This window comes from Leucobacter sp. UCMA 4100 (assembly GCF_027853335.1).
Lineage (GTDB): Bacteria > Actinomycetota > Actinomycetes > Actinomycetales > Microbacteriaceae > Leucobacter_A.
Genome location: NZ_JAFEUS010000001.1, coordinates 1 through 24231 on the forward strand (window position 1 = coordinate 1; position 24231 = coordinate 24231).

At 61.6% G+C, this 24231-nt stretch carries 27 protein-coding genes; 10 read left to right on the forward strand and 17 right to left on the reverse strand.

The features are described 5' to 3' along the window. Nucleotides 1-120: 120 nt before the first annotated feature. The 6 genes from JSO19_RS00005 to JSO19_RS00030 all read right to left on the reverse strand — a co-directional run bounded on the left by JSO19_RS00005 (nucleotide 121) and on the right by JSO19_RS00030 (nucleotide 4248). Nucleotides 121-468: an FHA domain-containing protein gene (locus JSO19_RS00005; protein WP_270909012.1), complete on the reverse strand. Its 348-nt coding sequence runs from the start codon at nucleotides 466-468 to the stop codon at nucleotides 121-123. A gap of 593 nt (nucleotides 469-1061) precedes the next feature. After that, a complete protein-coding gene (locus JSO19_RS00010) occupies nucleotides 1062-2390 on the reverse strand; it encodes a MinD/ParA family ATP-binding protein (protein ID WP_270909013.1) in 1329 nt (442 codons plus the stop codon). Between the two features lie 20 nt (nucleotides 2391-2410). Then, nucleotides 2411-3079: a M23 family metallopeptidase gene (locus JSO19_RS00015; protein WP_270909014.1), complete on the reverse strand. Its 669-nt coding sequence runs from the start codon at nucleotides 3077-3079 to the stop codon at nucleotides 2411-2413. Beyond that, nucleotides 3018-3479 carry a hypothetical protein gene (locus JSO19_RS00020; RefSeq protein ID WP_270909015.1) on the reverse strand — a complete coding sequence of 154 codons (462 nt, stop codon included), beginning with the start codon at nucleotides 3477-3479 and terminating at the stop codon, nucleotides 3018-3020. The genes JSO19_RS00015 and JSO19_RS00020 overlap by 62 nt, the downstream gene beginning before the upstream one ends. Nucleotides 3480-3481: 2 nt before the next feature. Further along, complete coding sequence (locus tag JSO19_RS00025; RefSeq protein ID WP_270909016.1) at nucleotides 3482-4009, reverse strand: hypothetical protein; 528 nt, start codon at nucleotides 4007-4009, stop codon at nucleotides 3482-3484. Between the two features lie 2 nt (nucleotides 4010-4011). Then, nucleotides 4012-4248: a helix-turn-helix domain-containing protein gene (locus tag JSO19_RS00030; protein WP_270909017.1), complete on the reverse strand. Its 237-nt coding sequence runs from the start codon at nucleotides 4246-4248 to the stop codon at nucleotides 4012-4014. 171 nt (nucleotides 4249-4419) lie between these two features. Between JSO19_RS00030 and JSO19_RS00035 the strand changes: the two genes are divergently transcribed. The 8 genes from JSO19_RS00035 (at nucleotide 4420) to JSO19_RS00070 (ending at nucleotide 12993) form a co-directional block, all read left to right on the forward strand. Continuing rightward, nucleotides 4420-5025 carry a DUF6668 family protein gene (locus JSO19_RS00035; protein WP_270909018.1) on the forward strand — a complete coding sequence of 202 codons (606 nt, stop codon included), beginning with the start codon at nucleotides 4420-4422 and terminating at the stop codon, nucleotides 5023-5025. Between the two features lie 11 nt (nucleotides 5026-5036). Next, on the forward strand, nucleotides 5037-5324 hold the full coding sequence (locus JSO19_RS00040; protein ID WP_270909019.1) for a hypothetical protein: 288 nt from the start codon (nucleotides 5037-5039) through the stop codon (nucleotides 5322-5324). Between the two features lie 11 nt (nucleotides 5325-5335). Next, nucleotides 5336-6082 carry a hypothetical protein gene (locus JSO19_RS00045; protein WP_270909020.1) on the forward strand — a complete coding sequence of 249 codons (747 nt, stop codon included), beginning with the start codon at nucleotides 5336-5338 and terminating at the stop codon, nucleotides 6080-6082. An 83-nt stretch (nucleotides 6083-6165) separates the two neighbouring features. Beyond that, nucleotides 6166-7692 carry a hypothetical protein gene (locus JSO19_RS00050; RefSeq protein ID WP_270909021.1) on the forward strand — a complete coding sequence of 509 codons (1527 nt, stop codon included), beginning with the start codon at nucleotides 6166-6168 and terminating at the stop codon, nucleotides 7690-7692. A 16-nt stretch (nucleotides 7693-7708) separates the two neighbouring features. Then, the gene (locus tag JSO19_RS00055) at nucleotides 7709-9193 is read left to right on the forward strand and encodes an SCO6880 family protein (protein ID WP_270909022.1); all 1485 of its coding nucleotides are present in this window, start codon (nucleotides 7709-7711) and stop codon (nucleotides 9191-9193) included. Nucleotides 9194-9202: 9 nt separating this feature from the next. Beyond that, nucleotides 9203-10753, forward strand: coding sequence for an ATP/GTP-binding protein (locus JSO19_RS00060; RefSeq protein WP_270909023.1), 1551 nt, complete (start codon nucleotides 9203-9205; stop codon nucleotides 10751-10753). Between the two features lie 51 nt (nucleotides 10754-10804). Continuing rightward, nucleotides 10805-12550 (forward strand): type IV secretory system conjugative DNA transfer family protein, encoded by a 1746-nt coding sequence (locus JSO19_RS00065; protein ID WP_270909024.1) that lies wholly within the window; start codon nucleotides 10805-10807, stop codon nucleotides 12548-12550. After that, complete coding sequence (locus JSO19_RS00070) at nucleotides 12550-12993, forward strand: DUF4913 domain-containing protein (RefSeq protein WP_270909025.1); 444 nt, start codon at nucleotides 12550-12552, stop codon at nucleotides 12991-12993. Before JSO19_RS00065 ends, JSO19_RS00070 begins: the two co-directional genes overlap by 1 nt. Nucleotides 12994-13047: 54 nt before the next feature. On the opposite strand, the gene JSO19_RS00075 is transcribed toward JSO19_RS00070, so the two are convergent. The 3 genes from JSO19_RS00075 to JSO19_RS00085 all read right to left on the reverse strand — a co-directional run bounded on the left by JSO19_RS00075 (nucleotide 13048) and on the right by JSO19_RS00085 (nucleotide 15987). Then, nucleotides 13048-13887, reverse strand: a complete 840-nt coding sequence (locus JSO19_RS00075; RefSeq protein WP_270909026.1) for a hypothetical protein — start codon at nucleotides 13885-13887, stop codon at nucleotides 13048-13050. 13 nt (nucleotides 13888-13900) lie between these two features. After that, nucleotides 13901-15463, reverse strand: a complete 1563-nt coding sequence (locus tag JSO19_RS00080) for a relaxase/mobilization nuclease domain-containing protein (RefSeq protein ID WP_442915666.1) — start codon at nucleotides 15461-15463, stop codon at nucleotides 13901-13903. 113 nt (nucleotides 15464-15576) lie between these two features. Next, on the reverse strand, nucleotides 15577-15987 hold the full coding sequence (locus JSO19_RS00085) for a plasmid mobilization protein (protein ID WP_270909028.1): 411 nt from the start codon (nucleotides 15985-15987) through the stop codon (nucleotides 15577-15579). Between the two features lie 249 nt (nucleotides 15988-16236). On the opposite strand from JSO19_RS00085, the gene JSO19_RS00090 reads away from it, so the two are divergent. After that, nucleotides 16237-16662 carry a hypothetical protein gene (locus JSO19_RS00090; RefSeq protein WP_270909029.1) on the forward strand — a complete coding sequence of 142 codons (426 nt, stop codon included), beginning with the start codon at nucleotides 16237-16239 and terminating at the stop codon, nucleotides 16660-16662. A gap of 173 nt (nucleotides 16663-16835) precedes the next feature. Here JSO19_RS00090 and JSO19_RS00095 read toward each other — a convergent pair whose 3' ends face one another. Together JSO19_RS00095 and JSO19_RS00100 are read right to left on the reverse strand one after the other, a co-directional pair. Then, nucleotides 16836-17399 (reverse strand): recombinase family protein, encoded by a 564-nt coding sequence (locus tag JSO19_RS00095; RefSeq protein ID WP_270909030.1) that lies wholly within the window; start codon nucleotides 17397-17399, stop codon nucleotides 16836-16838. 509 nt (nucleotides 17400-17908) lie between these two features. Next, a complete protein-coding gene (locus tag JSO19_RS00100) occupies nucleotides 17909-18388 on the reverse strand; it encodes an ABC transporter ATP-binding protein (RefSeq protein WP_333734737.1) in 480 nt (159 codons plus the stop codon). Here JSO19_RS00100 and JSO19_RS00105 point away from each other — a divergent pair. Then, a complete protein-coding gene (locus JSO19_RS00105; RefSeq protein WP_234946282.1) occupies nucleotides 18290-18901 on the forward strand; it encodes a GntR family transcriptional regulator in 612 nt (203 codons plus the stop codon). The two genes, JSO19_RS00100 and JSO19_RS00105, sit on opposite strands and share 99 nt — an antisense overlap. Nucleotides 18902-19011: 110 nt before the next feature. Here JSO19_RS00105 and JSO19_RS00110 read toward each other — a convergent pair whose 3' ends face one another. The 6 genes from JSO19_RS00110 to JSO19_RS00135 all read right to left on the reverse strand — a co-directional run bounded on the left by JSO19_RS00110 (nucleotide 19012) and on the right by JSO19_RS00135 (nucleotide 24221). Next, complete coding sequence (locus tag JSO19_RS00110) at nucleotides 19012-19737, reverse strand: ABC transporter ATP-binding protein (protein WP_246802456.1); 726 nt, start codon at nucleotides 19735-19737, stop codon at nucleotides 19012-19014. 47 nt (nucleotides 19738-19784) lie between these two features. Further along, the gene (locus JSO19_RS00115; RefSeq protein WP_270909031.1) at nucleotides 19785-20810 is read right to left on the reverse strand and encodes a FecCD family ABC transporter permease; all 1026 of its coding nucleotides are present in this window, start codon (nucleotides 20808-20810) and stop codon (nucleotides 19785-19787) included. A gap of 28 nt (nucleotides 20811-20838) precedes the next feature. Next, on the reverse strand, nucleotides 20839-21870 hold the full coding sequence (locus JSO19_RS00120; RefSeq protein ID WP_087137147.1) for an ABC transporter substrate-binding protein: 1032 nt from the start codon (nucleotides 21868-21870) through the stop codon (nucleotides 20839-20841). Nucleotides 21871-21884: 14 nt separating this feature from the next. Beyond that, the gene (locus tag JSO19_RS00125) at nucleotides 21885-22754 is read right to left on the reverse strand and encodes a DJ-1/PfpI family protein (protein ID WP_226833574.1); all 870 of its coding nucleotides are present in this window, start codon (nucleotides 22752-22754) and stop codon (nucleotides 21885-21887) included. 301 nt (nucleotides 22755-23055) lie between these two features. Beyond that, nucleotides 23056-23535, reverse strand: a complete 480-nt coding sequence (locus JSO19_RS00130) for a hypothetical protein (RefSeq protein ID WP_270909032.1) — start codon at nucleotides 23533-23535, stop codon at nucleotides 23056-23058. Nucleotides 23536-23561: 26 nt separating this feature from the next. Then, on the reverse strand, nucleotides 23562-24221 hold the full coding sequence (locus JSO19_RS00135) for a hypothetical protein (RefSeq protein WP_270909033.1): 660 nt from the start codon (nucleotides 24219-24221) through the stop codon (nucleotides 23562-23564). Nucleotides 24222-24231: the final 10 nt, after the last annotated feature.

Sequence of the window (24231 nt, forward strand, 5' to 3'; positions counted from 1 at the left end):
ATACCCAATGGAGATGGGTTCTTTCCGGGTGTTCCGGGGGAGCCGTGGGGATGACATGGTGCCAGCATACTCCTAGCACTAGGGCTTGTGTGTGGTTTTCCTCGCGCGTGTCGCGAGAAACTAGAACCTGATTTGGGCGAGTACATCGCCCATCGTGAGTACGCTTCCCGGGGGGACGATAGTTGGCGTAAACGCGGTGAGCCAGTGCACTACCGTTTCACCGGGAAGCGTGATGCCTACCCCGTTCGATGCGCCCTGATCGGTCACGATGATCTGGTGTTCTGCGTCGAGGTCGATGGTTAGGTGCTCGCGTGAGAGTTCGCGGCCGGGGCTTTCGAGCTGCACCGCTACGCGCTGTTCTGTGGGCCGCGGTGAGCGGCCCACAAGCGCGTCTGAGGCGATATGAGCGAGCATCTGACCGTCTGGGCCTTCAAGGTACAGAACGGGCCGTGCGGGCTTCCTGGCCACAACTACGGTGTGCTCGGCTTCTTCTGCTGGTAACTCACTGATCTGCAAGGGCGCGCGACTTGGCGGCGCTGGCTTGAAGTGGTCGGGCTGTGGCGGGGCTACCTCGGTGCTGGGTTGCTCCGTAGTTCCCGCTGGGAATACCTCTGCGGTATCGAGCTTGGGAATATGAGTCGGGAGCGGCACTGTCTCTACGCGCAGCGGTTCAGGGGTGCTGCATGTGGGGCATTCATCGTCTCCTACCGTGACGATTGCATGGCAGCTACGGCAGTTACCCTCCATTAGGGTTAGGCCGTCTGCTGTGGGCAGCACGCGATTCTGGGGAAGCGGCTGCACAACTCCATTGATGCGCACGGCAAGCTGATAGGGCGGGCGGTTGCCCTCCGCAATTTCGAGTGCGACGGGTCGGCCGAGTGTGCGGGCGATAGTTCCGCACCTGTAGATCACTCCTGCGCGCAGGGTGGGCCAGTCTGGTGCCGCGCACGCGCTCCGTGCGCCGTTGACTGAGAGAGTGGCTGTGATAGCGCCCTGAGCGCCGGGGTGGCCAAGGATGGCCACGCTGATGCGTGGCCATCCTGACACTGTGGTCTGTTCGTTCACTTCCCGCTCCTGCTGAGGCCTCCGGCGACTGCTGCGCCAGCTTCAAGCCATGCGCGTTGGGTCGCAGGTCGCAGCGCCTCGAATGAGAGCTGGCCTTCAACCATTGCCGCGTCGTGGGGGATCTGCACTACCTCCCGCACAAGGTTGCGGTATCCGGCTGCGATACTCTCCATGTCGGCTTTGGTTGCTTTGGGATCTGCTTGGGTGATGACTGCAACCGCGTTTTCAGCGAGCTTTGCTGAGTGCTCGTCACGGTCAGCGAGCGCATCGAGCAGCAAGGATCCGGCTTCGGCGTGATCGCTGCGGGTGGTGGTGGCCACCACGATCTGATCGGCTGAGTCGATCATGCGTAGCCACATGGGATCAGATTCGTCATTGCCGCTGTCAATAAAGATCAGGCGGTAGTACTTAGTTGCTACGGAAGCGATGGAGTCCACATCGTCTGAGGACACCCGCTGTTCGTGTGCCAGCGCCATAGGCTTCGAGCGCAGCACATCGTATTTGTCCTTAGTCTGGTGATGCACGAAGTGCGCAAGGTCGCCCACCTGAGCGCCTGGCCCTAGTAGGCGCTGCGCCTCGGGCAGGAGTTCGAGCAGCGTTGATTCGTGCGGCCCTTGCTCCGTGCGCCAACCAAGTGTGCCCCTGGTCTGGTTGTTGTCCCATGCGAGTACGCCTGCGCCGCCATAGCGGGCAAAAACCGCGCTGAGCAACACAACTGTTGGGGTCTTTCCTGCGCCGCCCTTGCCGTTGACAACGGCAATAGTGCGAGGGCCGGGCCAATGCTGGCTTACGGCTTGCTCGGCGGCGCGCTCGGCGCGCTCGTCATCGCTGGGGGCCACTCGAATACCTGCACGGCTGAGGATCCCACGAACACCCTTAGTCGCTGGCTTCTCCACCGTTTCATCCTTCAAGAACGAATAGCGTTCCTCGCCGCGTGCTCGCTGGAGCTTGGGAGATTCGGGGCTTTCCTCTGGTTCCTGTTCCGGCTCCATCTGGGGCACCTCTGCGAGGTCTGGGGCACTCCCTGATGGCCGTGGACGGCGCGGAGCGGCGTTCACGGGCGCTCCTGCTTCCTGCGTAACGTCGCCGTCAGGGTGGACGATAAGCGCAAAAACTTCGGTAGGTGTGTGGCTGGTCATCTTGACTGGGCGGCTGAATTGCTGAGCCTGCGCGGTGGCCAACTCGATCAGCCGGCTACGAGTCTGGGCCGCATCCGTGCCGGGTATTTCGGTAGCAACACCCTGCACCAGGAAAGTTCCGCTTCCGTCCTCGTGCGTGTGCGCCTCGATGACGGGAAAATCTAGTGCGCCGGTAGTGGTGGGCATTCTCGTTCTCCTTTGTTCTCTCAGTAGGTGATTCCGACTTGCGCCAGAAAATCTCGGGGGTTGACGTACTCGCCATTTACTTTGACCTCAAAGTGCAAGTGGCATCCGGTGCTCGCGCCGCTGCTTCCGGTCTTGGCGATCTGTTGACCGCCTTTGACCGTGTCGCCCTCGTTCACCAATATGCCGTCCCGGTACATATGGACGTATTGCGTCACAACCTCGCTGCCGTGGTCGATCACGACCAACCAGTTTGCGAGGCTGTCTTGGTAAACGCGGCTTACCTTCCCATCATTCGCAGCCCAGATAGGGCCGTTGCATCCTCCGGCTTCAAGATCAAGGCCGGTGTGGAAGCCATCGATAAGACCGCTTGGCGTGGAAATAGGTGGACGGGGGCCGTACTCGCTGTTGACCGGAGCATCACCCGGCTTCGCCCAACCTTCCTTATTCACGGTGCCTGGAATGAGGTCACCGCTAGAGCACACCTGACCGCCTGTGCCCTGGTTCAGCCCCGTGGAGGATCCTGTGATGCCTTCCACGATCTGCACTGCTGCGTCCCAAAACTTGGTGTAGTGGTAAGGGTCTGCGTTGGCCTGGGTGCGGTGCGCAACGATGGTCGGTTCCAAAGAGTCACGCTCGGGAACCTTCATCATGGCTTTGAAGAAATTGGTGGAGCTGATGAAAGGATCCATACGGTCTGCGTAGGATCCCCACGCCCCGTTCGCTCGCTCGCTGTTGGAACAGTCCTCGAGAATCTGGCCCCGCGCCGTCTCCGTGGTCGATGACACGCAATGTTGACTCACCAATGGCGGTCATCACGCCTATGGTCTGGTCACGCACCCCCAGATCAAGCGCCTTGCCCGCCTCCACGATATGTGCAGCGTTCACAAGCTGCTCGTGGCCATAACCGGCAATCGTTGTATTTGGCACGCTCGCCGGGTCAATCGTGACGCTGCCCCCGCTGGCTCCCGAGGGGTTGCAGTTGTCGGGAGAACCGGCAAACAACATGACGCTGAAAATCACGCCGAGGGGCATCAGCAGCACTGCTGCGCCCGCGATGATCGGGATAAGTCCCTTTTTATCGTCGGCCATGACTACTTCACGCCCTCCGGTGGGATGAAGCGCGCCGCACGCCAGGAGTCAGCCCCATCGGCGCGGTTGACGTACACCTGGTATTCGCCTACATCGGTGGGCACGGTGACAGTTGCTATCAGCGTGCTCGTGTCATCTGTGAGCGTGCCGGATCCGGTCACTTTCCTTGCAGGGATAGCGCTCGGATCCACATAGGCGTAATCTTCTCGCGCACGGTCACTGAGTAGGGGCGATAGCTCCGCCCACCACGTTTCCTGATCGAGCTGGGGGCGGGCGAAAGCGCGCATTGCGGTTTCGCCCGCGACCACGGCCGCGGCACGGGAAGCATCGTCCCAAGCTGCGGGCGTATCTGGCTTATACGCTTCCCCGTCTCGTTCCTGAATCACGCCAGGAGGTGCAGGGGTGAGGCTATCGAGGTTGGGCCGCTCTGATGATGGCTCAGAGGGCTTCGGTTCGGGCTGGCTTGGGGTACACCCAGACAGAGCTACAGCTACAGCCACAGCCGCCGCGATTGGCCACACTTTCCGCATTGTTACTCCTTGCCCTCCCGTGGTTCAGTGACGATGTTCTTGTTCGAGCCATCCCGCAATTCAGCTTTGAGCTCGTCACGGATGATGAACCAAGACGTGCCAATTTTGTAGCCCGGGATTATCCCAGAATTGAGCCAGTTGTAGATTGCTTGTTTTGACTTACCAAGCATCTCTGCGACCTCGGCAGGATCCATCGTTTCGGGACGATCTTTGAACAGTTCATCGAGCGCACTGGTCACGGGAGCAGTTCTTTCGCATCCGGTACGCATGTTTCAAGCATACTCCATTTTGGACGATATAGGGCAGTTTTATAAAGATTCGTACTGGACATATCTATCTTGCTCTCTTTGGGTAAAACAGGTAGGATTGAGGTATTACCATCGAATACAGACTAGCGAGAGGCGAGACTATTGAGTGAGGGCATAGACGCATGGGTGAGCCGCCCAGAACAGGTGATTGCACCTGAAATCGAGGCCCCCACACGCGTTTCCACACCTACGGGTGCGAGCGCCCCACAGCCGGGGCTGGCTGCACCACCCGTGGGTGATCGACTCCCCAGCGCCGAGCACATGCGGCCCGCGTCACTCTGGGTGCTTGGCACGCACGGCGGCGCTGGCGAATCTACAGTTGCAGCGCTCTCCGCTGAGTGGCGAGCTGCTGAGCACGCCTGGCCGCAGATTCCGGGGCAGGGCGCGCGAGTGCTGTTGACTGCACGGAGCAACATGCACGGCCTGCGAGCCGCGCAAACTGCTGCAACCCAGTGGGCGGCGGGCCTCGTGCCTGGCGTTGAACTGATGGGCCTGGTGATCGTCCATGACGCACCGGGCAAGCTTCCCCGCGCTCTTCGCGACCGTATACAGGTCGTGAGTGGCGGGGTTCCACGCACCTGGTCGGTGCCGTGGAATGAATCGTGGCGGCTCGGCGAGGAAGTCTCTGCCGCCGCCGCCTCGCGTGAAGTTCGCCGCCTCGTGAGCGAACTGAACGTACTTACTGGCCTCACGAAAGGAACAAAGTAGAAATGATTGAAATGATGTTGACCACAGTGGTCGAACTCGCTGCGCTCCCGGCCCAGATGCCGGATCCCGCACCGATTCAGCCTCCCAACACGGGCGGCTTTATCGCCGTGATGGGCATGGCTAAGTGGGTCGCTCTGGCCATCTGTGGCCTTGCGATTGTTATTGCTGGTGCCCGCATGGCCATCAGCCACAACCGCGGCGACGGCGGCGAGCACATGGGCACTCTGGGGAAGATCCTTATGGGTGTCATCATCATCACCGGCGGGGTTAGCATCCTCGGTTTCATCATCGGTTCTTAGGGGAAGCGATCATGACTGACGAAGCAGAAAAAAGCGCCTTTACGCGGCCCGGTTTCATCGCCTCCGCAGTCGTCATAGCGTTGCTCGTGGTTGGTGGGATCTTCGTGATTGTGTTCGGCATGATGAAGCCTGATGCGAAGCCTGCTGATCCCGGCCCTTCGGCTTCGGAGCCTTCCGCCGCCCCCACAGAGGAAACTCCGGTGAAGGGCGGCGGAAGTGTTTGTGGGCTTGACAAGGTTGAGCTGAGCGGCACCCTCGATTCGCCCCCTGCGGCTGAGTGGAGCTATCTGGGGACTGCGACGTTCCCCACGTCTGCCAGCTCTGGCCCTGGCGAAACGGCACCCTCCGGGATGCTGACGTGCTTCGAGCGCACACCCGCAGGCGCAGTGTTCTTCGCAACCGCAGCAACGGCGCAGGGTTCATCCCCTGAGCTTGCAGCGGATTGGCTGGAATATGCGCTTGTTGAGAGTCCTGCAAAAAGCAGCATCGTGGCAGAAGCTAAAAGCGGCACCACGGGGAGCAGCACCGAAATTCGGATGACGGCCGCGGGGTTCAAGCTACTCGAATACAACGGCGACACTGCGCGTGTAGATGTGGGGATCCGCGGGGACGGTAAGGGCAAAAGCATTTACATTTCCACGATCTATTCCCTGAGTTGGGAAAACGGAGATTGGCGGCTCGACGTCGATGCTTCCGGGGAGCCTGGCCAGGTTGCGCAGCTCCCGAACCTCGCCGGTTACGCCCTGTGGGAGGAGTGAGATAGATGGCTTGTGGATGGTGGGATCTTGGCTGCAAAGTCGGTGAAGGTGTCGATTCTCTCGTAGGGGACACTATTGAGAACATGGCAACCGCCGTGTTGGAAGCGGTCGGTAAGGCTGTCGCCTCGGTCGGCACTATGTGGGTCTATGTCGGTACCCCGAACATGACGGGCGGAGGCGGCACAACTCCGTCTGACGCAAGCGCGTTCTCTGCACCTGTGTTGGTTGTTCTCAACTACATCATGTGGATCGGCTTTGCGATGGCGATAGTTTCTGTGATCGCTTTGGGCGGGCTTCTTGCAGCTCGAATGAGGCAGGGCGAAGGCCTTGCATCACTTGGGAAATTGGGGCTTGTTCTAGGCGGGATCCTGATTATGTCGGGTGGCTCCGCGATTGTGGCCAAGGTTCTGCCGTCTGGCCCTATGGGGGCTGGCGGTGCGGTGGCATTCTTGCAAGGGTCGCTGTGGTGGCTGATGCTTGCTGTGGCCGTAGGCGGCGTGATTATTGGTGGCGCGCGCATGGCTTTCGAGCAGCGAGCGCAACCGGGTAAAGACGTAGTTGTGGGCCTTGTTCGCCTGATCGTCGTTACGGGCGCGGGTGTGGCCCTCGTGGGCTTGCTGATTACGGCCGCTGACTCGTTCTCTGTTTGGATCCTCAATCAGGCGCTTGATTGCTCAGTAAACGAGGGTGACGGAACGTGCTTCGGGCGAAACATCACTACCCTTCTCGCGCTCAGTACGGGTTCAGGTGGCCTCGGCGCGTTGCTGATTATCGTGCTCGGGATCTTTGCGGTGATCGCCGCCATTTTCCAGGTCGTGCTGATGATCGCACGCGGCGGGATGCTCGTGATTCTCACGGGGATTCTCCCGATTTCCGCGGCGGCATCGGTCAGCGGCGAAAGCGGCCAAGCCTGGTTCAAAAAGAACATTGCATGGTTGGGCGCGTTTATCCTCTACAAGCCTGCCGCTGCAATCGTGTACGCGGCAGCATTCCAGCTCGTTGGTGCTGACGTGTTTAAGGATGACGGCAGCGGCCTCATTTCAGCGTTGACCGGCATGATGATGATGATTTTGGCGCTGGTCGCTATGCCAGCTCTGATGCGGTTCGTTACGCCGATGGTGGGCGCGATGGCTGGCGGTGCTGGTGGCGCAGCGCTGGGCGCTGCGGCTGTCGCTTCGCTTCCATCTGGGGCGGCTTCCATCGGGCGTATGGCCTCTGGGAGCGGCGGCGGCGGCGGCGGATCCTCTGCGGCCCCATCTGGGTCGGGCGGTAGCTCGGCTGGTGGCGGCGGTGGCGGTAGTCACGCGGCATCGGGCGGTGGCTCGGCCGGTGGCGGTAGCGCAGCCTCGGTGGGCGGAGGCTCTGGCGCAGCAGCGGCCAGTGGCGGCGCAGCAGCCGGTGGCGGCGCAGCAGCGGCCGGTGGCGGCGCAGCAGCAGCAGCCGGTGGTGGCGCAGCAGCCAGCGGCGCGGCCGCGGGCGCAGCCGGTGGCCCTGTGGGCATAGCGGCTGGCGCGGCACTCGGTGCGGCAAAGCAAGCCGGATCGGCCGCTAAGGGCGCAGCAGAAGGAATCGCAAACAACTCGACGGGAGAAGGACCAAGTGGTAGCTGATGCAACTGCGAACCGGATGGTTCGCACATACGGAAACTGGCGTAAGCCCGCATCTGCGGGCCTGATGGGGCTGGGTACTGTCGGTACTGCCATTCTCATGGGCGGGATGATTCTGGTCATCCTCGTAGTGATGGCTCGGGGACTGCTTGCAGCTTCAATTGTGGCAGTGGTCTTGATCGTGGTTCTCGCCCTCCTGCTCACTCGTGACGCTCACGGGAAGAATGCTCTGAGCCGCATTTCTGCACGCCTCGGGTGGGCGGCGACACGCTCACGTGGGGCGAACGTCTACCGTTCCGGCCCAACTGGTCGTGTCCCCTGGGGAACGAATCAGCTCCCTGGGTTGGCATCTACTATTCGGCTGAGTGAGCACGAAGATTCCTACGGCCGTCGTTTCGCTCTGCTTTTCACGCCTGCAACCTCGCACTACAGCGTGGTCATTGGTACCGAACCAGACGGGGCCGCGCTAGTCGACCAAGAGCAAGTTGATGTGTGGGTGGCCGATTATGGGCACTGGCTCGCAAACCTCGCTGACGAAGCTGGGATCGAAGCTGCTTCCGTGACTATCGAAACTGCCCCAGATTCAGGCACACGGATGCGCAGAGAAGTCGAGACGAACGTAGATCCGTCTGCCCCTGCGTTTGCTCGCCAGATGCTCGCTGAGGCGGTAGAGCGTTACCCCTCGGGATCTTCGACGGTCAAGGCCTATGTCACGCTGACTTTCTCAGCGATGACTCGCGCCGGGGGCAAGCGTCGCAAGCCCGAGGAAATGGCGCGCGAGCTTGCTTCGCGCCTGCCTGGTCTCACTCAAACGTTGCAGGCCACGGGAGCGGGTGCCGCGCACCCGCTGAGCGCACAGCAGCTCTGCGAGATTGTGCGCGTTGCGTATGACCCCAAGGCATCGGTGCTGATTGATGAAGCGCACGCGGCCGGTCAGGTGCCTGAAATGAATTGGAACGATATTGGCCCCTCAGCTCACGAAGCACAGTGGGCAAACTACCGTCACGACTCTGGCCTCTCGGTCACCTGGTCGATGACGAGTGCACCGCGCGGCAACGTGCAGTCAACCGTGCTGGCTCGCTTGCTTGCCCCTCACCGTGAGATTGCGCGTAAGCGCGTCACTCTGCTTTACCGTCCTATCCCTGCCGCTCGAGCTGCGGCGATGGTCGAAAGCGATCTACGCTCCGCAGAGTTCCGCGCTACGGCTGAGGCTAAGGCCAAAGCACGCGACGTGCTGGCGGTGCGTGCAGCGGCGGCAACCGCAAACGAAGAAGCATCAGGCGCGGGCCTGGTCAACTTCGGAATGCTCGTAACTGCGACGGTAACCGACTCCGACATGGAAGCCGACGCACGCGCAGCTGTAGAGAATCTTTCCGCTACCGCCCGCCTCCGGCTACGCCCGGTGTACGGCTCCCAAGATTCGGCCTTTGCTGCCGCGCTCCCGCTGGGCCTGGTTCTGCCTAAGCACATCAAGATTCCCGCTGAGCTGCGGAACAACCTGTAAGGGGTCATCATGGCACTCACCACGAAGAAGAAGAAGCCCGCACGGGCACCCGAAAAGAAGGCACCAGAGAAGCGGCCCGAACGGCCCGCAGCTCGTGGCTTTATGGGCCGCGGCCGCGGCGAGTCTACCTATATTCAGCAGGCAGACGAATGGCGCGGCACCACAGTTCAGGTGTGTGGGCTATGGCCGTTCGCTGTAGGTACGGGCACCCCTATGGTGGGGGTGCCTCTCGGCCGACACATCGTGACGGGTGCCACGGTGTGCTGCGATCCAATTTCGTGGTTTCAGCGTGCCAAGCTGATTAGCAACCCATCAGTGTTCGTCTTGGGCAAGCCTGGTCTTGGTAAGTCCACGCTCATTCGCCGCATGGCAACTGGCCTTGCAGGTTACGGGGTAATGCCCCTCGTGCTTGGTGATTTGAAGCCTGATTATGTTGATCTGATTGAGGCGATGGGCGGGCAAGTAATCACCCTCGGCCGCGGCCGCGGATACCTGAACATTCTTGATCCTGGTGAGGCTGTTGAAGCTGCGCAGCAGCTCGCAGACAGTGGCCATGAGAAAGAAGCAAAGCAAGTACTGGCTGATGCTCATGGCCGACGCGCAAACATGGTTTCAGCACTACTTACGATCAGTCGGCAAGCGCCTCCGAATGACCGTGAAGAAACGATTATTGACCGGGGTTTGAAGTATCTGGATGACCACTTCGAGGGCGTTCCCGTGCTTGCGGATCTGCTGCAAGTGATCCGTGAGGCTCCCGAAGAACTCCGCTCCGTCGCGCTCGACCGGGGAAGCATGGAACGATACAAGGAAATCACGGAAGGCTTGGAAGCTTCGCTCATTGGCCTTACAGGCGGTGGCCGGTTGGGAGAGACGTTCTCAAAGCACACCACGAACCCGATGCGCCGTGATCGCCCGGTGGTCTATGACGTGAGCGCGATTGACGACAACGAACAGGACTTGCAGGCCGCGGTACTCCTGGCGTGCTGGTCGGCTGGCTTTGGTACCGTCAACGTCGCGAACGCGCTTGCCGATGCGGGCCTAGAGCCTCGGCGGCACTATTTCGTCGTTCTCGATGAACTGTGGCGCGCGCTGCGTGCTGGGCGCGGAATGGTGGATCGCGTCGATGCACTGACCCGTCTGAACCGTCAGCGCGGCGTAGGCATGGCCATGATTTCCCACACAATGAGTGACCTGCTTTCTCTCGCCAGCGAGGATGACCGGATGAAAGCACGCGGCTTTGTGGAGCGGTCAGGGATGGTGGTGTGTGGGGGGCTTCCCTCCGCAGAAATGCCTCAGCTCACGGATGCAGTGCCTTTCTCTCAGGCAGAGCAAGAACTGATGATCGGTTGGCAGGATCCCCCGGCGTGGGATCCCTCGACGGGCCGTGAGGCTGAGCCTCCCGGCCGCGGTAAGTTCCTCGTGAAGGTCGGTGGCCGTCCCGGGATCCCGCTAAAAGTGGAGCTGACACCCGTTGAGCTCGGCGTGAGCGACACCAACAAACTTTGGCACGAACAGTCCCGCGCTGACGGCAGACGTGCCCGCCGCCAGTCGGCAGAATAGGGGGAATCTCGAATGAGTATGCCGAACAACCGGAGGCGCGACCCATCGCGCATGTCACCGGATCAGATGATGATTATTAGCGTGGTTGCCCTCGTGGCCGCTCTCGGCGGCGGCACTTGGGCCAGCGTCTACTTTGGCCACAAGATCGAGGGCACCACTGACCAGGTTCCCTCTAACGTCTATGCGGTTGTTCTCGGCTTATTCGATGGGTCTGTGACTTGGGCCAGGGCGAGCACCTGGGTTGCCGTTGGGATTGGCGCTGTCGTAGTCCTGCTGTTCATCGGCTGGCTGTGGATCGGAGCGAACGGGCGCAAGAAGCGCACCCGGGTTGACCGTGCAGCCCGCTACATGGGCACAGGCAAAGACATTGAGGCGTTGACAAAGAAGAACGCTCAGGCGACCGCTGACCGGCTCGGGGTACAGGGATCCCCGGGCGTTCCCCTCGGCAATCACCTGTCAACGGGTAGCCCTTTGTACGCCTCTTGGGAAGATCAGATAATCAATATCTGGGGGCCGCGTACCGGCAAGACAACATCACAGGCCATCCCTGCGATCTTGGACGCTCCTGGGGCTGTCCTGGTGACCTCCAACAAACGTGATGTGGTCGATGGCACCCGGGACGTGCGCGCAGCGCACGGGCCGGTATTCGTGTTCGATCCGCAGAACATTGCATTGGAGGATCCAACCTGGTGGTGGAATCCTCTTACCTATGTCACCGATGAAGTAAAAGCAGCTCGCATGGCGGAGCACTTCGCGTCGGGATCTCGTGCCGTTGGGGCACAGGCTGATGCCTATTTCGATTCGGCAGGCCAGGATCTGCTTGCTGGGCTGCTCCTGGCGGCTGCGCTCGATAAACGGCCCATCACCGATGTTTACCGATGGCTCACCCGCCCTACGGACGAAACAGCCGTGGACATCCTTCGTGAGCACGATTACCCACTCAACGCAGATCAGGTGTTTGGTGTTGTATCAGCGCCGGAGAAGCAGCGCGGCGGCGTGTACGGCACCGCGCAACAGATGGCCTCCTGCCTCACCAACCGTGCGGTTGTGCGCTGGATTACTCCACAGGAAAACGAAACGCGCACGCACTTTGAGCCTGCTGATTTTGTCCGTACCAAGGGCACTCTTTACAGCCTCTCGAAGGAGGGCAAGGGCACAGCCGGCCCCCTCGTTACCGCGCTGACTGTGGCCGTTGTCGAAGCTGCAGAGGAACTCGCAACTTACTCCCCCGGAGGCCGGTTGAGCGTCCCACTCGTGGGTGTTCTCGATGAAGCTGCGAACGTCTGCCGCTGGCGTGCGCTGCCTGATCTGTACTCGCACTACGGATCGCGTGGCATCGTCCTTTCCACGATTCTTCAATCGTGGTCACAGGGCGTAGAAGTGTGGGGCGAATCAGGCATGAAAAAGCTTTGGTCGGCTGCGAACGTCAAGGTGTACGGTGGCGGTGTCTCTGAGCGTGCATTCCTCGAAGACCTGTCGTTTATGGTCGGAGAGCATGACGTGTTGAAGGGGTCGGTATCCACCGGCGCCGCTCACCGGTCGGTGTCTCACCACATTCAGCGTGAGCGCACACTAGAGGTTGCAGACCTCGCAGCGATGCCCAAGGGGCGCGCACTCGTGCTTGCTTCGGGGTCGCGGCCGACCCTTATTCGCACGGTGCCCTGGATGGTTGGCCCGCACGCGGAAATGGTGAAGGCTTCCTTCAAGGCGCACGATCCCCAAGCGTCTGTGACGCTCGCGGAAGCAGAAGCGGAACTCGTAGCCGTGCGCGAGAATCTGACCACGGAGGCGGCATAATGGCTGCGCTTGGCGGGTTCGATTCAGAGGAAGCAATCGACCTGGATAACGACGATTCGGCCGACATTGAGAAGATGGTCACTGCCGCGGCCGCGCCCCCTCTCATGTACGGTTCTGCAAATGAGTTCTTCCGTGAGCACCTGCGCCACATCTACAAGCGGCGGATCAACGGGAATCATCGTAAGTGGGATCCTGACTGGTGGATGGTGCCGGAGGCCGTAGTAAGAATGACGGCGCTGTGGCGCTCGTGGGAAGCTCACCGGCAAGTGCCTTCCACGGGCATCAGCGTATGGATGCTCGATCACCTCGACCGGCACATGGCCGTGCTGACGGATCCTGACGGGCCTTTCGCGACCTCGGAGGCCGTCAACAAAGCGGGGGAAGCACTACCGCACAATGAGCCGCCAGAAGAGTTGTTCCCAGACGAACGCGAGCCGTTCTAAAACGAATGAGGGCCGCACCCACCGGGTGCGGCCCTCATTCGTTCCTGACGCGCTCTAGCGTTCGATCTTCGCCTGCCGGTTGCGGTTACCGGCGGCATTGCCCTTTCGGGCCTTGGGTGCCCTCGTGGGCGCAGTTGCCATCGTTGCGGGGCTACCCTGCGATTGGTCGGCGTGCATCCGGGCGGCGACGGCATCACGGTCAACGCCCTTCGCTTCCATCCTGGAAGCTGTTGCCTGTCGGCGCTCTGCACTGTCGTATTCAAGCGCTCCGTCTGCACGGGTGTCTGTGGCACGCTCCCGGTAGTCAGCCGCTTCCCTGTCGGCGCGCTCACGCTCGGCCGGGTCAGGCTCGAACTCGGCCGCGGCCTGGGCATGATCTGCTTCACGATCAAGCCGGTCAGCATCGGTCATTAGGCGCTGCGCCTCGGCTTGTTCCCTGCCGTGTCGCTGCTGCTGCTCCGTAGCAAGTTCAGCCTGTCGATCCGCCTCGTACTTAGCGAGCTGGTCGGCTACGCGCTGAGGGTCTGCGCCAGTGTCGTTAGCGTCGATCCGGTACCTGCTGCGCAGCTCGTAGTTCATGCGGTCAACGGCTCGCTGTGCCTCGGGTTCATGCTCACGCCACGCATGGGCTGTCGCATACATCTTGCCCACGTCCTGCGCGCCGGAACGATCCCACCAGTCGCCCTGCTGCACCTGGCGGAGCTGCTGAGTGGCCGCGCTGCGTTCTGCGTCGAAGCGTGCTCGTAGCTCGCGTGCCTGCTGCTGAGATTGCGCCTCGGCTTCGCGTGCCTGCTGCTCGCGCAACCGGGCTGCTACTTCACCAAAGCGGCCCCCTGCTGTAACGGCGACGCGCATTGCGTCATCAAATGTTTCTTCTACGCCATCTGTTTCCATTGTCCTCACCTTTCTAACGCTCGGGGCCGGTCTGCTCGGGTGCGCGGGTCGGCTGAATCTGTCGTGCTGTCTCGATACGATTTGGAAGCGGAGAACCAATCTCCTGAGCCGGTGCCTGACCCGGGTTCAGGCTCGCTCTCAGCGCTTCTACCTCGGGGTCGATTGTTGCCGCGGGCATCTTCACGCTGAGCTGTTCCAAACGCTCATGCACGCCACGCAAGTTGTCGCGCTCCGCGTCACGAATTGCTGCCGCCTGTCGCGCCTCCCCTGCCGCCTTGGAAGCGTCGTAAACGCTCTTAGCAAGAGTGGCAAGCTGACGGATCATTGCGGCCTGCGCAGCGGCACCCTTGCCGCCTCGGACGGCAACCGCAAGTAGCGCAGCGGCTCCCCCGAGTGAGGCAATCCCGGACGGCTTAGGCCGTACCGGTGCCTGTCGTGTCTGGGCGGAGCGTGACAACACATCTGCGGTGTCAGCGAGTGGCCCGGGTGTGGACTCCGTAGCCTTAGACCAGCTCGCGAAAGCGCCTGCGGTTCCGCGAGCTACACGCGACCATGTGTCAAAGTCATCGAGCGGTACCGCTCTGAGCTTTTCACTCAGGTCGCCAAGCGCGGCGTTCATCTTTGCGTACTGAGCCAAGCTCGGCATGGTCGTTTCACGCCCCGGAGAAACTATGCGACGGCCACGGCGTGCGGCGTTCCACTCGGCCGCAGCTTCGCTCGCACCGATGGGCGTATCTGGCCACTCCGCGCGCAGCCTGGGCAGTGACAAGTCATTGCCCAAACGCTGCCCGCCGTACCAGATTGGGCGTTCCCCATTCTCGGGGCGCTTGGCCACGCTGTAGCCCGTCACTACGTCCTGCGTACCTTCGGCAAATCGAGGTCGGAGAATCACACCAGATTGCCGCATCCGTCGCACGAACTCCGCTTCGGACTCGGAAGCAGTTGCGCAAGCTCGAACCGTTCTTGCGAGTTCGTATCGTGGCTGACTTGCAGCACGCTCAGCCGCCACCAGAGCGTCACGCTCGGCCGGTTCCAGTGCCGTCCAAGCTGGCTTTGCTTCCTGATTCTGCTTACGGCTGCGCTCGTACTTTGCGCGTGCGGTTCGGATGGCATCTGCCTCGATCTCGCCCGGCTTGTGGCCGCGAGTTGCACGCTTAGTGCGCTGCGATTCAAGCTGTTCCAAGCCATGCTTTACTTCGAGTGCACGGCAAGCTTTCTGTGCTCGCGAAAAGTCGTTGTGAATGTTGGCCTTAGTGCCATCTTCACGAATCAGGTTCACCGCGATGTGAATATGATCGTTACCGTTCTTGCTCAGCCCGTGACGCACCGCAACCCAACGCGCGGGTGCCTTGGTTCCCTCGGCATCGTCGAAATCCATTTCGCTAATGAAGTCCGTGGCAATTGCGTTCCACTGTTCATCGCTAAGGGTGCCTTCTTCTGCCCGGATTGAGAGCGAGCAGTGCCAAACATGGCCACCATTCACTTCGGTGTCAAAGGCCTTCTTTGGGCGGTCAAGGTGACGGGCAATCTGGCGCGCAGCGTCAGCGTTCAGCTCGTTATCGTCGTACCAAGCCATCAGGGCATCATCGCCCGCAACTAAGTGCGGTTCTGTGTGCTCGTTAGCTCTGCCGGGGCCAACCAAGTAGTTGACCAACCCAGCCATGCGGTCGCCGCGAACCACGTTGGGCATCATCGTTCGCTCAGCCTGTCGATTACGTCATCGAGTTTGTCAGCTCCCACTTTCAAGCTTCGCAAAAGTTCGAGCAGCGGTCCGCGCAACTCCACTGGAAGATCCTTCGCCGCATTGGTCTGCCGCGCGATCTGGTTGAGGTTGTTTCCGAGCTGGCTAAGCCCCCGGTGGATCACGAACAGATCAGCAATATGGTGCTGCCTGTCAGTGACCGTATCGCCGGTGGAATCGGCTAGCGCAGATTCCACCAAGTACCGGGCAACCGTGGTGCCCTTTGCGTTTGCTCGCAGGAGCAGCGCGCCTTCTTCCTCGGGCGACACCTTCACAACGTGACGGTGGAGCCTGCCGCCTTCGACGTTCGCCCTGCGACGGCGAGAGAACGTGCGTGCCACTGGCTTCGCATCACTCATGGTCTCACCGTCCTTGCCCAGCGCAGCGACCCCGAATCTCGGGGACTGCACAATCCCATTGTGCCCGATCCGACACGCAAAGTCGAGGATCCAAGCGAGTTAGGGCACCTAACTCTATAGCTTGCTCCGTCTGGTTACCGCCCCGGGCGGCTGTCAGCCGGAAAAAGCGGAAGCGGCTCCGCCGCTCTGCTTTACCCTGCGTCGCCTGCGGCGCTGGCCCAAAACGGAGCTGACTCGTAGACTGTTGGCATGACTACCGAGACGAAGAAAGTTCAGGCCGTAGAGCGCGCGCAGCAGCTCTTTGAAGATCGAATCGAGGCCGTGCGCTTGCTCGCGGATACGCGGGCCACCGTTGACCGCGTGCGTGCGGAGCGTGACGAAAGAATCGCAGCAGTTGAGCGCGAGACTGCTGCCGAAATCGCTGACGCTGAGCGTGACGATTCACGTCAGTATCAGGCCGCGCTAAAGGCCGGTTGGACTACCGATGAGTTGAAGAAGATCGGCTTCACTCAGTCGGGCAAACCGACTCGGACTCGCAAGCGCGCTGCGAGCAAGACGGCCGCACCGGAAGCTGCCGAAGCTCGCCGTGCTGAACCTGTCGCTACGGCTGCAAGTGGATCAGATACCGTGGCCTCTACTCCGTCCGTATCTTCCCAGTTTGGCAACCACGCTTAGGGGTTTCTCTCTCTCCCATTGCCGGGAATCTTCACACAAAAATATCCCCAGTCAAGGGCGCTTCGCGTCGCTTCGCGATAAGGCAAGCCTGACCCTTGACTGGGGATATTTTTGCGCGTTCTGGCAGGTATTGGGAGAGACAGAAAAAGTGATCTAGCCTCACTCACTGATCCCTACTCGGTGGTTCTCAGTGCCCTGCTTACGCTTGAAGTTCCTACGCCCAACACACGCCCTATCGTGGCCAAACTCTCACCCTCGGCGCGCATTTGCCTTGCCGCTTTGATGCGCTCCGGTGTCATCACTGTTGGTCGCCCACCGATGCGCCCTTGGCTGCGCGCGTGGTCTAATCCGCGCACGGTATTCTCTCGAATTGTGTCAACTCTGAGCTGTGCAAAGACTGCGACGATTCCATAGAGTGCGCGGCCCATTGGGGTAGTCGTATCAATCATCGGTTCGGTGAGACTGACGATTCCTAAGCCTCGACTATCGAGGTCGTGCAGCGTCTCAATTAGGATCCGCTCGCTTCCCGCGATCCGGTCTAGTCTCCGCACTTTAATCACGTCTCCTGGCCGCGCATAGTCGAGCAACGCTTGCCACTCAGGCCGATCAGCGGTGCGGCTCGATTGGCCTTCGTCTATCCACACTCGCGTGCAGCCTGCGGCCCTCAGCTCGTCGGCTTGCGCGGCCGCGTTTTGCTCTCGCGTTGATACTCGCGCGTATCCAAGATTTTCACCCATACCAATAACGATACGCGCCGGGTTCCGGCGCGTATTAGTTTTGGTTGGGGTTTTCGGTTGACACTCCCCCGGCGTGTCTTGATCGTTTGTGACGTGCGGCGCTGCGCGTCACAAACGATCGTTTCTGGCGCTGTCGGACGCATCTGTGCAGAGTGGGGTTGTGGACGATAACCGCAGGCTCAGACGACAGCAGGTCATCATGCTCATCGTTGGCGCGTTGGCAGCAGCGGTCGCGTTTTACTTCAGCATCGACCTAGCACTCAATGAGGGCAGTGGCGGCCGATGGTGGTCCCTCGCGGGGGCAAGTCTCACTTGCGTAGCGATGATCCTAGGTTGGTTCAATCTACGAACGTTGCGCCGAAAGTCAGAAAAAGCTCGAGATGCGAGGTCGGCCAACGGCGAGAGCTGATCGTTAGGTGGGTATCCGAGAGGGTTCGTATCCGACAGCAGCGCTCGACACGCCACTCACGCCAGCGCGCCCCAAACGACGCACACCGGTGGATCGAAGCTTACTGAAGGCCGCCAGGGAGGGTGAAGACGAGTTGCGGTACTGACCTGTGCTCGACTCGCTCGACGGTAATCCCGTAGACCGGCTCGAGAATCTCAGGGGTTAGGACGACGTCGGGCGTTCCTACAGCGACGACCTTCCCTTGATACAGCAATACGAGGCGGTCGCAGTAGCGCGCGGCGAGATTGAGATCGTGCAACACGACGATCGTCGTCGTCCCGAGCTCCCGCACGAGGTGGAGCGTCTCGTGCTGATAGCGCACGTCAAGGTGGTTCGTTGGCTCGTCGAGAAGGAGATGAGACGCCTCCTGGGCGAGGGCGCGGGCGATGAGTGCGCGTTGCTTCTCACCACCGGAGAGCCCCGCAAACACCCGCTGTGAGAGGTGACCTATTCCAACTTTCTCGATGGCCTCCGCGGCGACACGGCGGTCGAGTGGCCGGCGGAGCGACTCGTTGCTGCAGAGATCGCGAAGCGCCTGAATGTCTCTCGTGTCCCTGTTCGAGAAGCGTTTCGCTCTCTCGCGGCGTTGGGGCTCGCGGATGTGACGCCGAATCGCGGCGCGACCGTGATGGGGGCGAGCTCTCCAGCTGACTTGCTCACTGTCCTGCATGCGCGGGCGCGACTCGAGCCGTGGGCGATGTCGATCGCGGCAATTCGCCGCACGGGTGACGACCTCGCGAGCATCGCGGACCAGATCAGACTCGGTCGTGCGGCGAGCCGGTCAGGCGACGTCCTCGGCGCCATTCATGCTCACGCTCACCTTCTTGAGGCGTTCGCCCAAGCCGTCCATGACCGCGCAGCCGAAGCGGCACTCCGCCCGCTCTACTCGCTCACTGGCGCGATCGTGACGCGAACCTTCCGCGCCGTCGAGGTGGACGGCTGGGACGGGCATGAGCGAGTGCTCGACGCGCTCCGCGCCAGTGATGAAAGTCGCGCTGCTGGCCTTGTGACAGACCATCTCGAGGCGATGATCGCGGTGGTCGTTTCGTTGTGACCGCCCGTCAACGCATCACCGCGATCAACCCAGTATTCCCAGGGTTGACTGCGGCAGGCGACGCATCAGCGACCCGTCGGGCCTTTGCCCGCATATCTCATGTGCAGGTCTCACTCCCCGGCGGCACGAGCTCGCGCGGAGCGTAAGAGAAGATGCGTTTGGCCTCCGGCTGTGGTCACGCTTTCGCTGTCGATCGCGAAGACTTCGAGAACCCGAGACTTCGTCAGCACGGCGTCGGGGTGTCCGTGTGCGCGCAACTGCCCCTCGGCGAGGAGGAGCATGTCGTCCGTGTAGCGGATCGCGAGGTCGAGGTCGTGGAGGGCGCAGAGGACCGTTACCCGAAGGTCTTGCAGGAGCTCCATGAGGGCGAATCTGTGCTGGACGTCGAGGTGGTTCGTGGGCTCGTCCAGCACCAGCAGAGTGGGGTCGTGACGGAGGGCTCGTGCGAGAAGTGCGCGTTGCAGTTGTCCGCCGGAGAGAGCCGCGACTGGTTCGGTCGCGAGTTCGTCGAGTCCGACGCGCGCCAGGGTGCGATTGACCTGGTGCGTGGAGAGTGTCTGAGGGCCCAGAGCGACGAGTTCGGTCACGGTGACGTCGGGAAGGGGCCCCGTGTGTTGCCGGAGAACTCCGATCTTCCGAGCCCTGTCGCGAGCGCGCATCGTGCTGATGTCTTCACCGTCGACCGTGACGGTGCCGGTGAAGGCCGGATGGTGTCCGGTAAGGAGGCTCAGGAGAGTTGACTTGCCGCATCCGTTGGGTCCGACGATGGCGACGATCTCACCCGCTGCGATTGTGGCGCTGACGTTGTCGAGCGCGCGCCGTGGTCCGTAGTTCACGGACACGGCGTTGAAAGCCACTTCGGATGGCGTCGTATGCGATGAGCTCATGAGAGGGCCATGGCGCGATTCTTGCGCATGAGGAGGATGAAGATTGGCACGCCGATCGCCGCGGTGAAGATCCCGACTGGAAGCTCTGACGGTGCTAGCACGGTGCGCGCGGCGAGGTCCGCCGAGCTGAGCAGGATCGCCCCCAGCAACGCAGACACGGGAATGACGCGCTTGTGCATACCGCCCACGAGGAGACGGGCGATGTGCGGCACGATGAGGCCCACGAAGCCGATAGTCCCCGAGACGGCGACTGCGGCGCCGGTCATCAGGGAAGCGAGAGCGAAGACGAGCACCCGGGAACGCCCCGGATGCACCCCTGACGCGGCCGCTTGAGCGTCTCCGATGCCGAGGAGGTCAAGGCGCCCGCTAGACATTGCGACGAGAACGATCGCGACGATGATCACGGGGCCGATGACGAGCAGCAGTCGCCATTGGGCGCCTGCCAGACTCCCGAGAAGCCAGAACATCACCTGCTGAGTGGCATCGGAATTCCCGGATCGGATAAGGAGAAAGGACATCACCCCTCCGAGAAGTTGACCGATCGCGACTCCGGACAGCACCAGTCGGCCTGCGGACATCCCCCAGCGTGAGGTCGCTGTGGCCGCGACGATGATTCCGGTCGCAGCGGCACCGACGAAAGAGGCGACCGGGAGCAACAGCACTCCGAAGGTGGCAACACCGACGGAAGTGATGACCAGGACCGCCGCGACCCCGGCTCCGGAAGACAGGCCGAGGACGTAGGGGTCGGCGATGGGGTTGCGGACGAGGACCTGTGCGCACGCTCCGGCGACTGCCAGGGCGGCGCCGACCACTGCGGCCTGCAACACGCGCGGCATGCGTAGTTCCCAGACGATGAAATCCAGGGAGCCAAGCTCGGGTTTTCCCGCCACGCGCCCGGAGATGACCTCGATCACCTCTCCGGGGGCGATCGATACCGCGCCGACACCGACGCTGATCACCATCACTGTCAGAAGCAGGAAGAGGAGCCCGATGAGGATGGCGGTCAGAGGGATGGCGCGCAAGGCCCCGGTTCGGCGTCTGCGCGTCTCCTCAGGAAGCGTTCGCGACCGCATCCGCGATGATCTGGACGGCGTCCGCATTCAGCAGGCTCGGTGACAGGAGGATGCGCTGCGGCACCACGACGACGTTCTCGTTCTTGACGGCGTCGGTCTCGGCCAACAGCGGGCTGGCGATGATGGCCGCCTTCAGGTCCTCATCGCTGGAATCCGCGAAACCGGACACCACCACGATCACAGCCGGGTTGGCCTCTGTCACCGCCTCCGCAGACAAGCTTGCGAAGTCCTGGAGCTGGTCACGGGCGATGTTGGTACCGCCGGCCAAGGTGATGATGCCGTTCGCGAAGCTTGATCCGCCGTTGGTGTTGATGCCCGCGCCAGCGTCGGGCACGGAGGACAAGCTGAGCACGGGCACGTCTGCGTCCCGCGAGGCCGCCGTCGCGTCTGAGACCTGAGTACGAATCCGGTCGATCAGCTCCTCGCCACGCTCGGTAACGTCGAATGCATCGGAGAGCGCGCTTATATACCTGTACGTCTCATCGATGTTGTCCATCGGGACATCCTGCACCGCGCCGCAGGCGGACAGGGCGGCAGATCCCGCGGACTCCAGCTGATCGACAGACGCGGTGCCGTCGAAACCGCCGAACTCGTACTGCGAGATTCCCGTGACCAGGTCCGGGTCGGAGGCGATCACTGCCTCAGCTGACCCCTGTCCGTCGTCAAGAACGGGCACTGCGTCGAGTTGAGCGCGGATGTCTCCGGAGAAGTCGGTCTTGAAGCCTGGAGCCGCAGTGCCCACAACCGTGTCGCCGAGTCCGAGTTCGATGAGAAAGGCCGCCGCTCCGGCGTCCATGGTCACAACGCGCTCGGGGACGGATTCGAGTGAGACAACCGCCGGGCATGTGGGGTCGGTAACGACGTCGGCGGCGCCGGTGGGAGAAGCCGAGGAGCCGGCGGAGTGCCCGCTGTGGTCGGAATGGTCCATCGACCCGCCACCGCATCCCGCGAGGGCGGCGATCGTCAGGGTGGCGAGGAAAGCAGAGGGGAGGATGCGTCGCGAAGTCACCTCTTAACTCTACACTATGTAGAGATAACGGCCTCGCCGCGAGCTTCTGGATGCCACGGGTACTCCATCACGCTGCAGATTCGGTGAGCGACGGCGCGGGAGTCGAACCGATCTACGAGGTGCAGGGCCATGTCGATTCCGGCCGACACGCCGGCGCTCGTGACGACATCGCCAGAGTCGACCCATCGTTCGCCCGACGAGATGCGCGCTGACGGGTGGGACTTCTGGAGCTGGCCGCGGGCCATCCAGTGGGTCGTCGCATTGATCCCGTCGAGAAGGCCAGCAGCGCCGAGCACCTGGGCGCCAGTGCACACGGACGCCATCGTTGCTCCCTGTTCAGCGAGGCGCGAGATCCGCCCGACCTGTTCGAGATCCCCCGCGAGGATGTCGGCACCGCGACCACCCGGGACTATAAGAAGATCGATGGGGCGGTCGCCAAGGCTACCGTCGACATCGACGGTGAGCCCCTTCGCGCAACGGACCGACTTGCCGTCCAAACTCACCGCACGCACGTCGACGCGTCGGTCACCAAGCTCCGCCCAGAAGCGGAGCACTTCCCAGGGACCGATTGCATCGAGTTCCTCGGCCCCGTCGAAGAAAAGCACGTCGACTGCGAGGTCGGGCGCGTTCGTAGTCGAACCGAGGAAGCTCATCGCATCAACACGAGCGAGTGCGAATGCGCCGCCGGCGTGTAGTACGCCCTCGACCTCGCCGTCCGTGAGCTCACGGTCGGCGACCACGCTCACCGTGGATACGCCACCCTCGACGAGATCGATGTTCACCTCTTTGACGCCGCGCACAGCAATCAACTGCGCGGTGACCGTCTCGACACAACCGTGACAGGTCAAGCCCGTCACCGGGGAGCTCCATGTGTTCGTGCTCATTTTCAACCTTCCGTTAGCTTCGGATGCGACTGCCGTCTCCCAGCCGCACGCGTTCCCTTTCAATCTACGCCTGGGCGTTCCGGATTGGGTGCAGTCTCCTGGGAGCTCGGTCATCAGATCCGAGGGGAGTTTGGGACCGAAAACGGGCAGATTCAGCGAATCTTGCGCAAGAACAGCCGCCCGAAAATGCCTGCCAGACCTAAGTATCGACCACCGTTTGCGGCGCGGCGCTCCTGACACCCCTCCGGAACCAGCCGAAAACGATCGTTTACGGGCCGCTATTCGATCTGCTCGAACCAGATCATTTCTGCCTCTCTGCCTGGGCCAGGGCCAGGGCTGCAAGTATGGCCTCCCTGCGCTCCTGAATCGCTCTGCGTCGCCCCTGTTCTCGTTCGTCCATCAGAACGTGCAGCACATCGGCCAGGAGAAAAGAATCGTTCAGGATCACGTCGCGCTCTGCGCTGGTCAGCGTATTCATCAGCTCGAAGTATTTATTTCCAATGACCAAGCGAGATCGGCCCGGGACAGTTATCTCACGACGTTTATCTCTTACCTCCGCGATAACCTTTCCTGGAAGTCGGACAGCGGGCGCGTTGCCGATAGCCCGGTTCAGCGCACTCACGATAGGGGCTGGATCCTCGCTGACAACCACCCAACTCAGCACGGAGCCGCCTAGGTACATTCCGGCCATTCGCCACACGGCAGAGAACGCCGTGCCGGTGTCATTCACTTTCGCGAAGTCAAAACGTTTCTTAGCCGGTGCCCGATATGTCTGGGTCACGGCGTCTGCGTCATTGAGTACAGGCATTATCGCTCGTCTCCAATCTGCTCCGCCTCATATCGTGAAAACTCGTTGAGCTTTTCCAGACCAGCATCGGTGAGGTACAGTCCGCCTTCGCGAATGGTTACAAGGCCTTCGCGCTCATAGCCTGCTACAGCTTCCGTCGCGAACCGCACCCCTGGATACCTCGCCATTCGCGTTCCGAGCGCAAGCAGCGGATAGCAATACCCGTCATGCACCACAACCTCGTTCGTGCAGCCCTGGCTTTCGTACTGACGCAGCCACCCAAGCACGTAACTAGCGGGCACCCACTCGTCTGGCAAAAAGTTAGAAGGAAGGTCAATCTCATGCTGCATTGCTTGTTCCCAGGGTTTGAAAGATCGACCGAACCCTGCCTGGTCGCGCAGCTCGTCTGCTGTCAACCGTCCGGCGATTGTCGGTTCGTAGCCGCACACCGTTTCAGCGATCCAGCCCCGCTGAAACGCGTATTGGGTCGCTGGGGTCAGCTTCTTATCTGCGCCGGAATCTTCACGGCCGCCTCCGATGCGGTGGCTGAGCTGCACCACTGCATCAAGCGCGGCTATCTCCTCGTCGGTGAAGCTCACCCCTTGGTACTGGTCGCGAAGAATCGCCGCAAGCTGCTCTTCGCCAGCATCCATTGGGTACATATAGATGGGGGACTTCATAGTCTTCCTC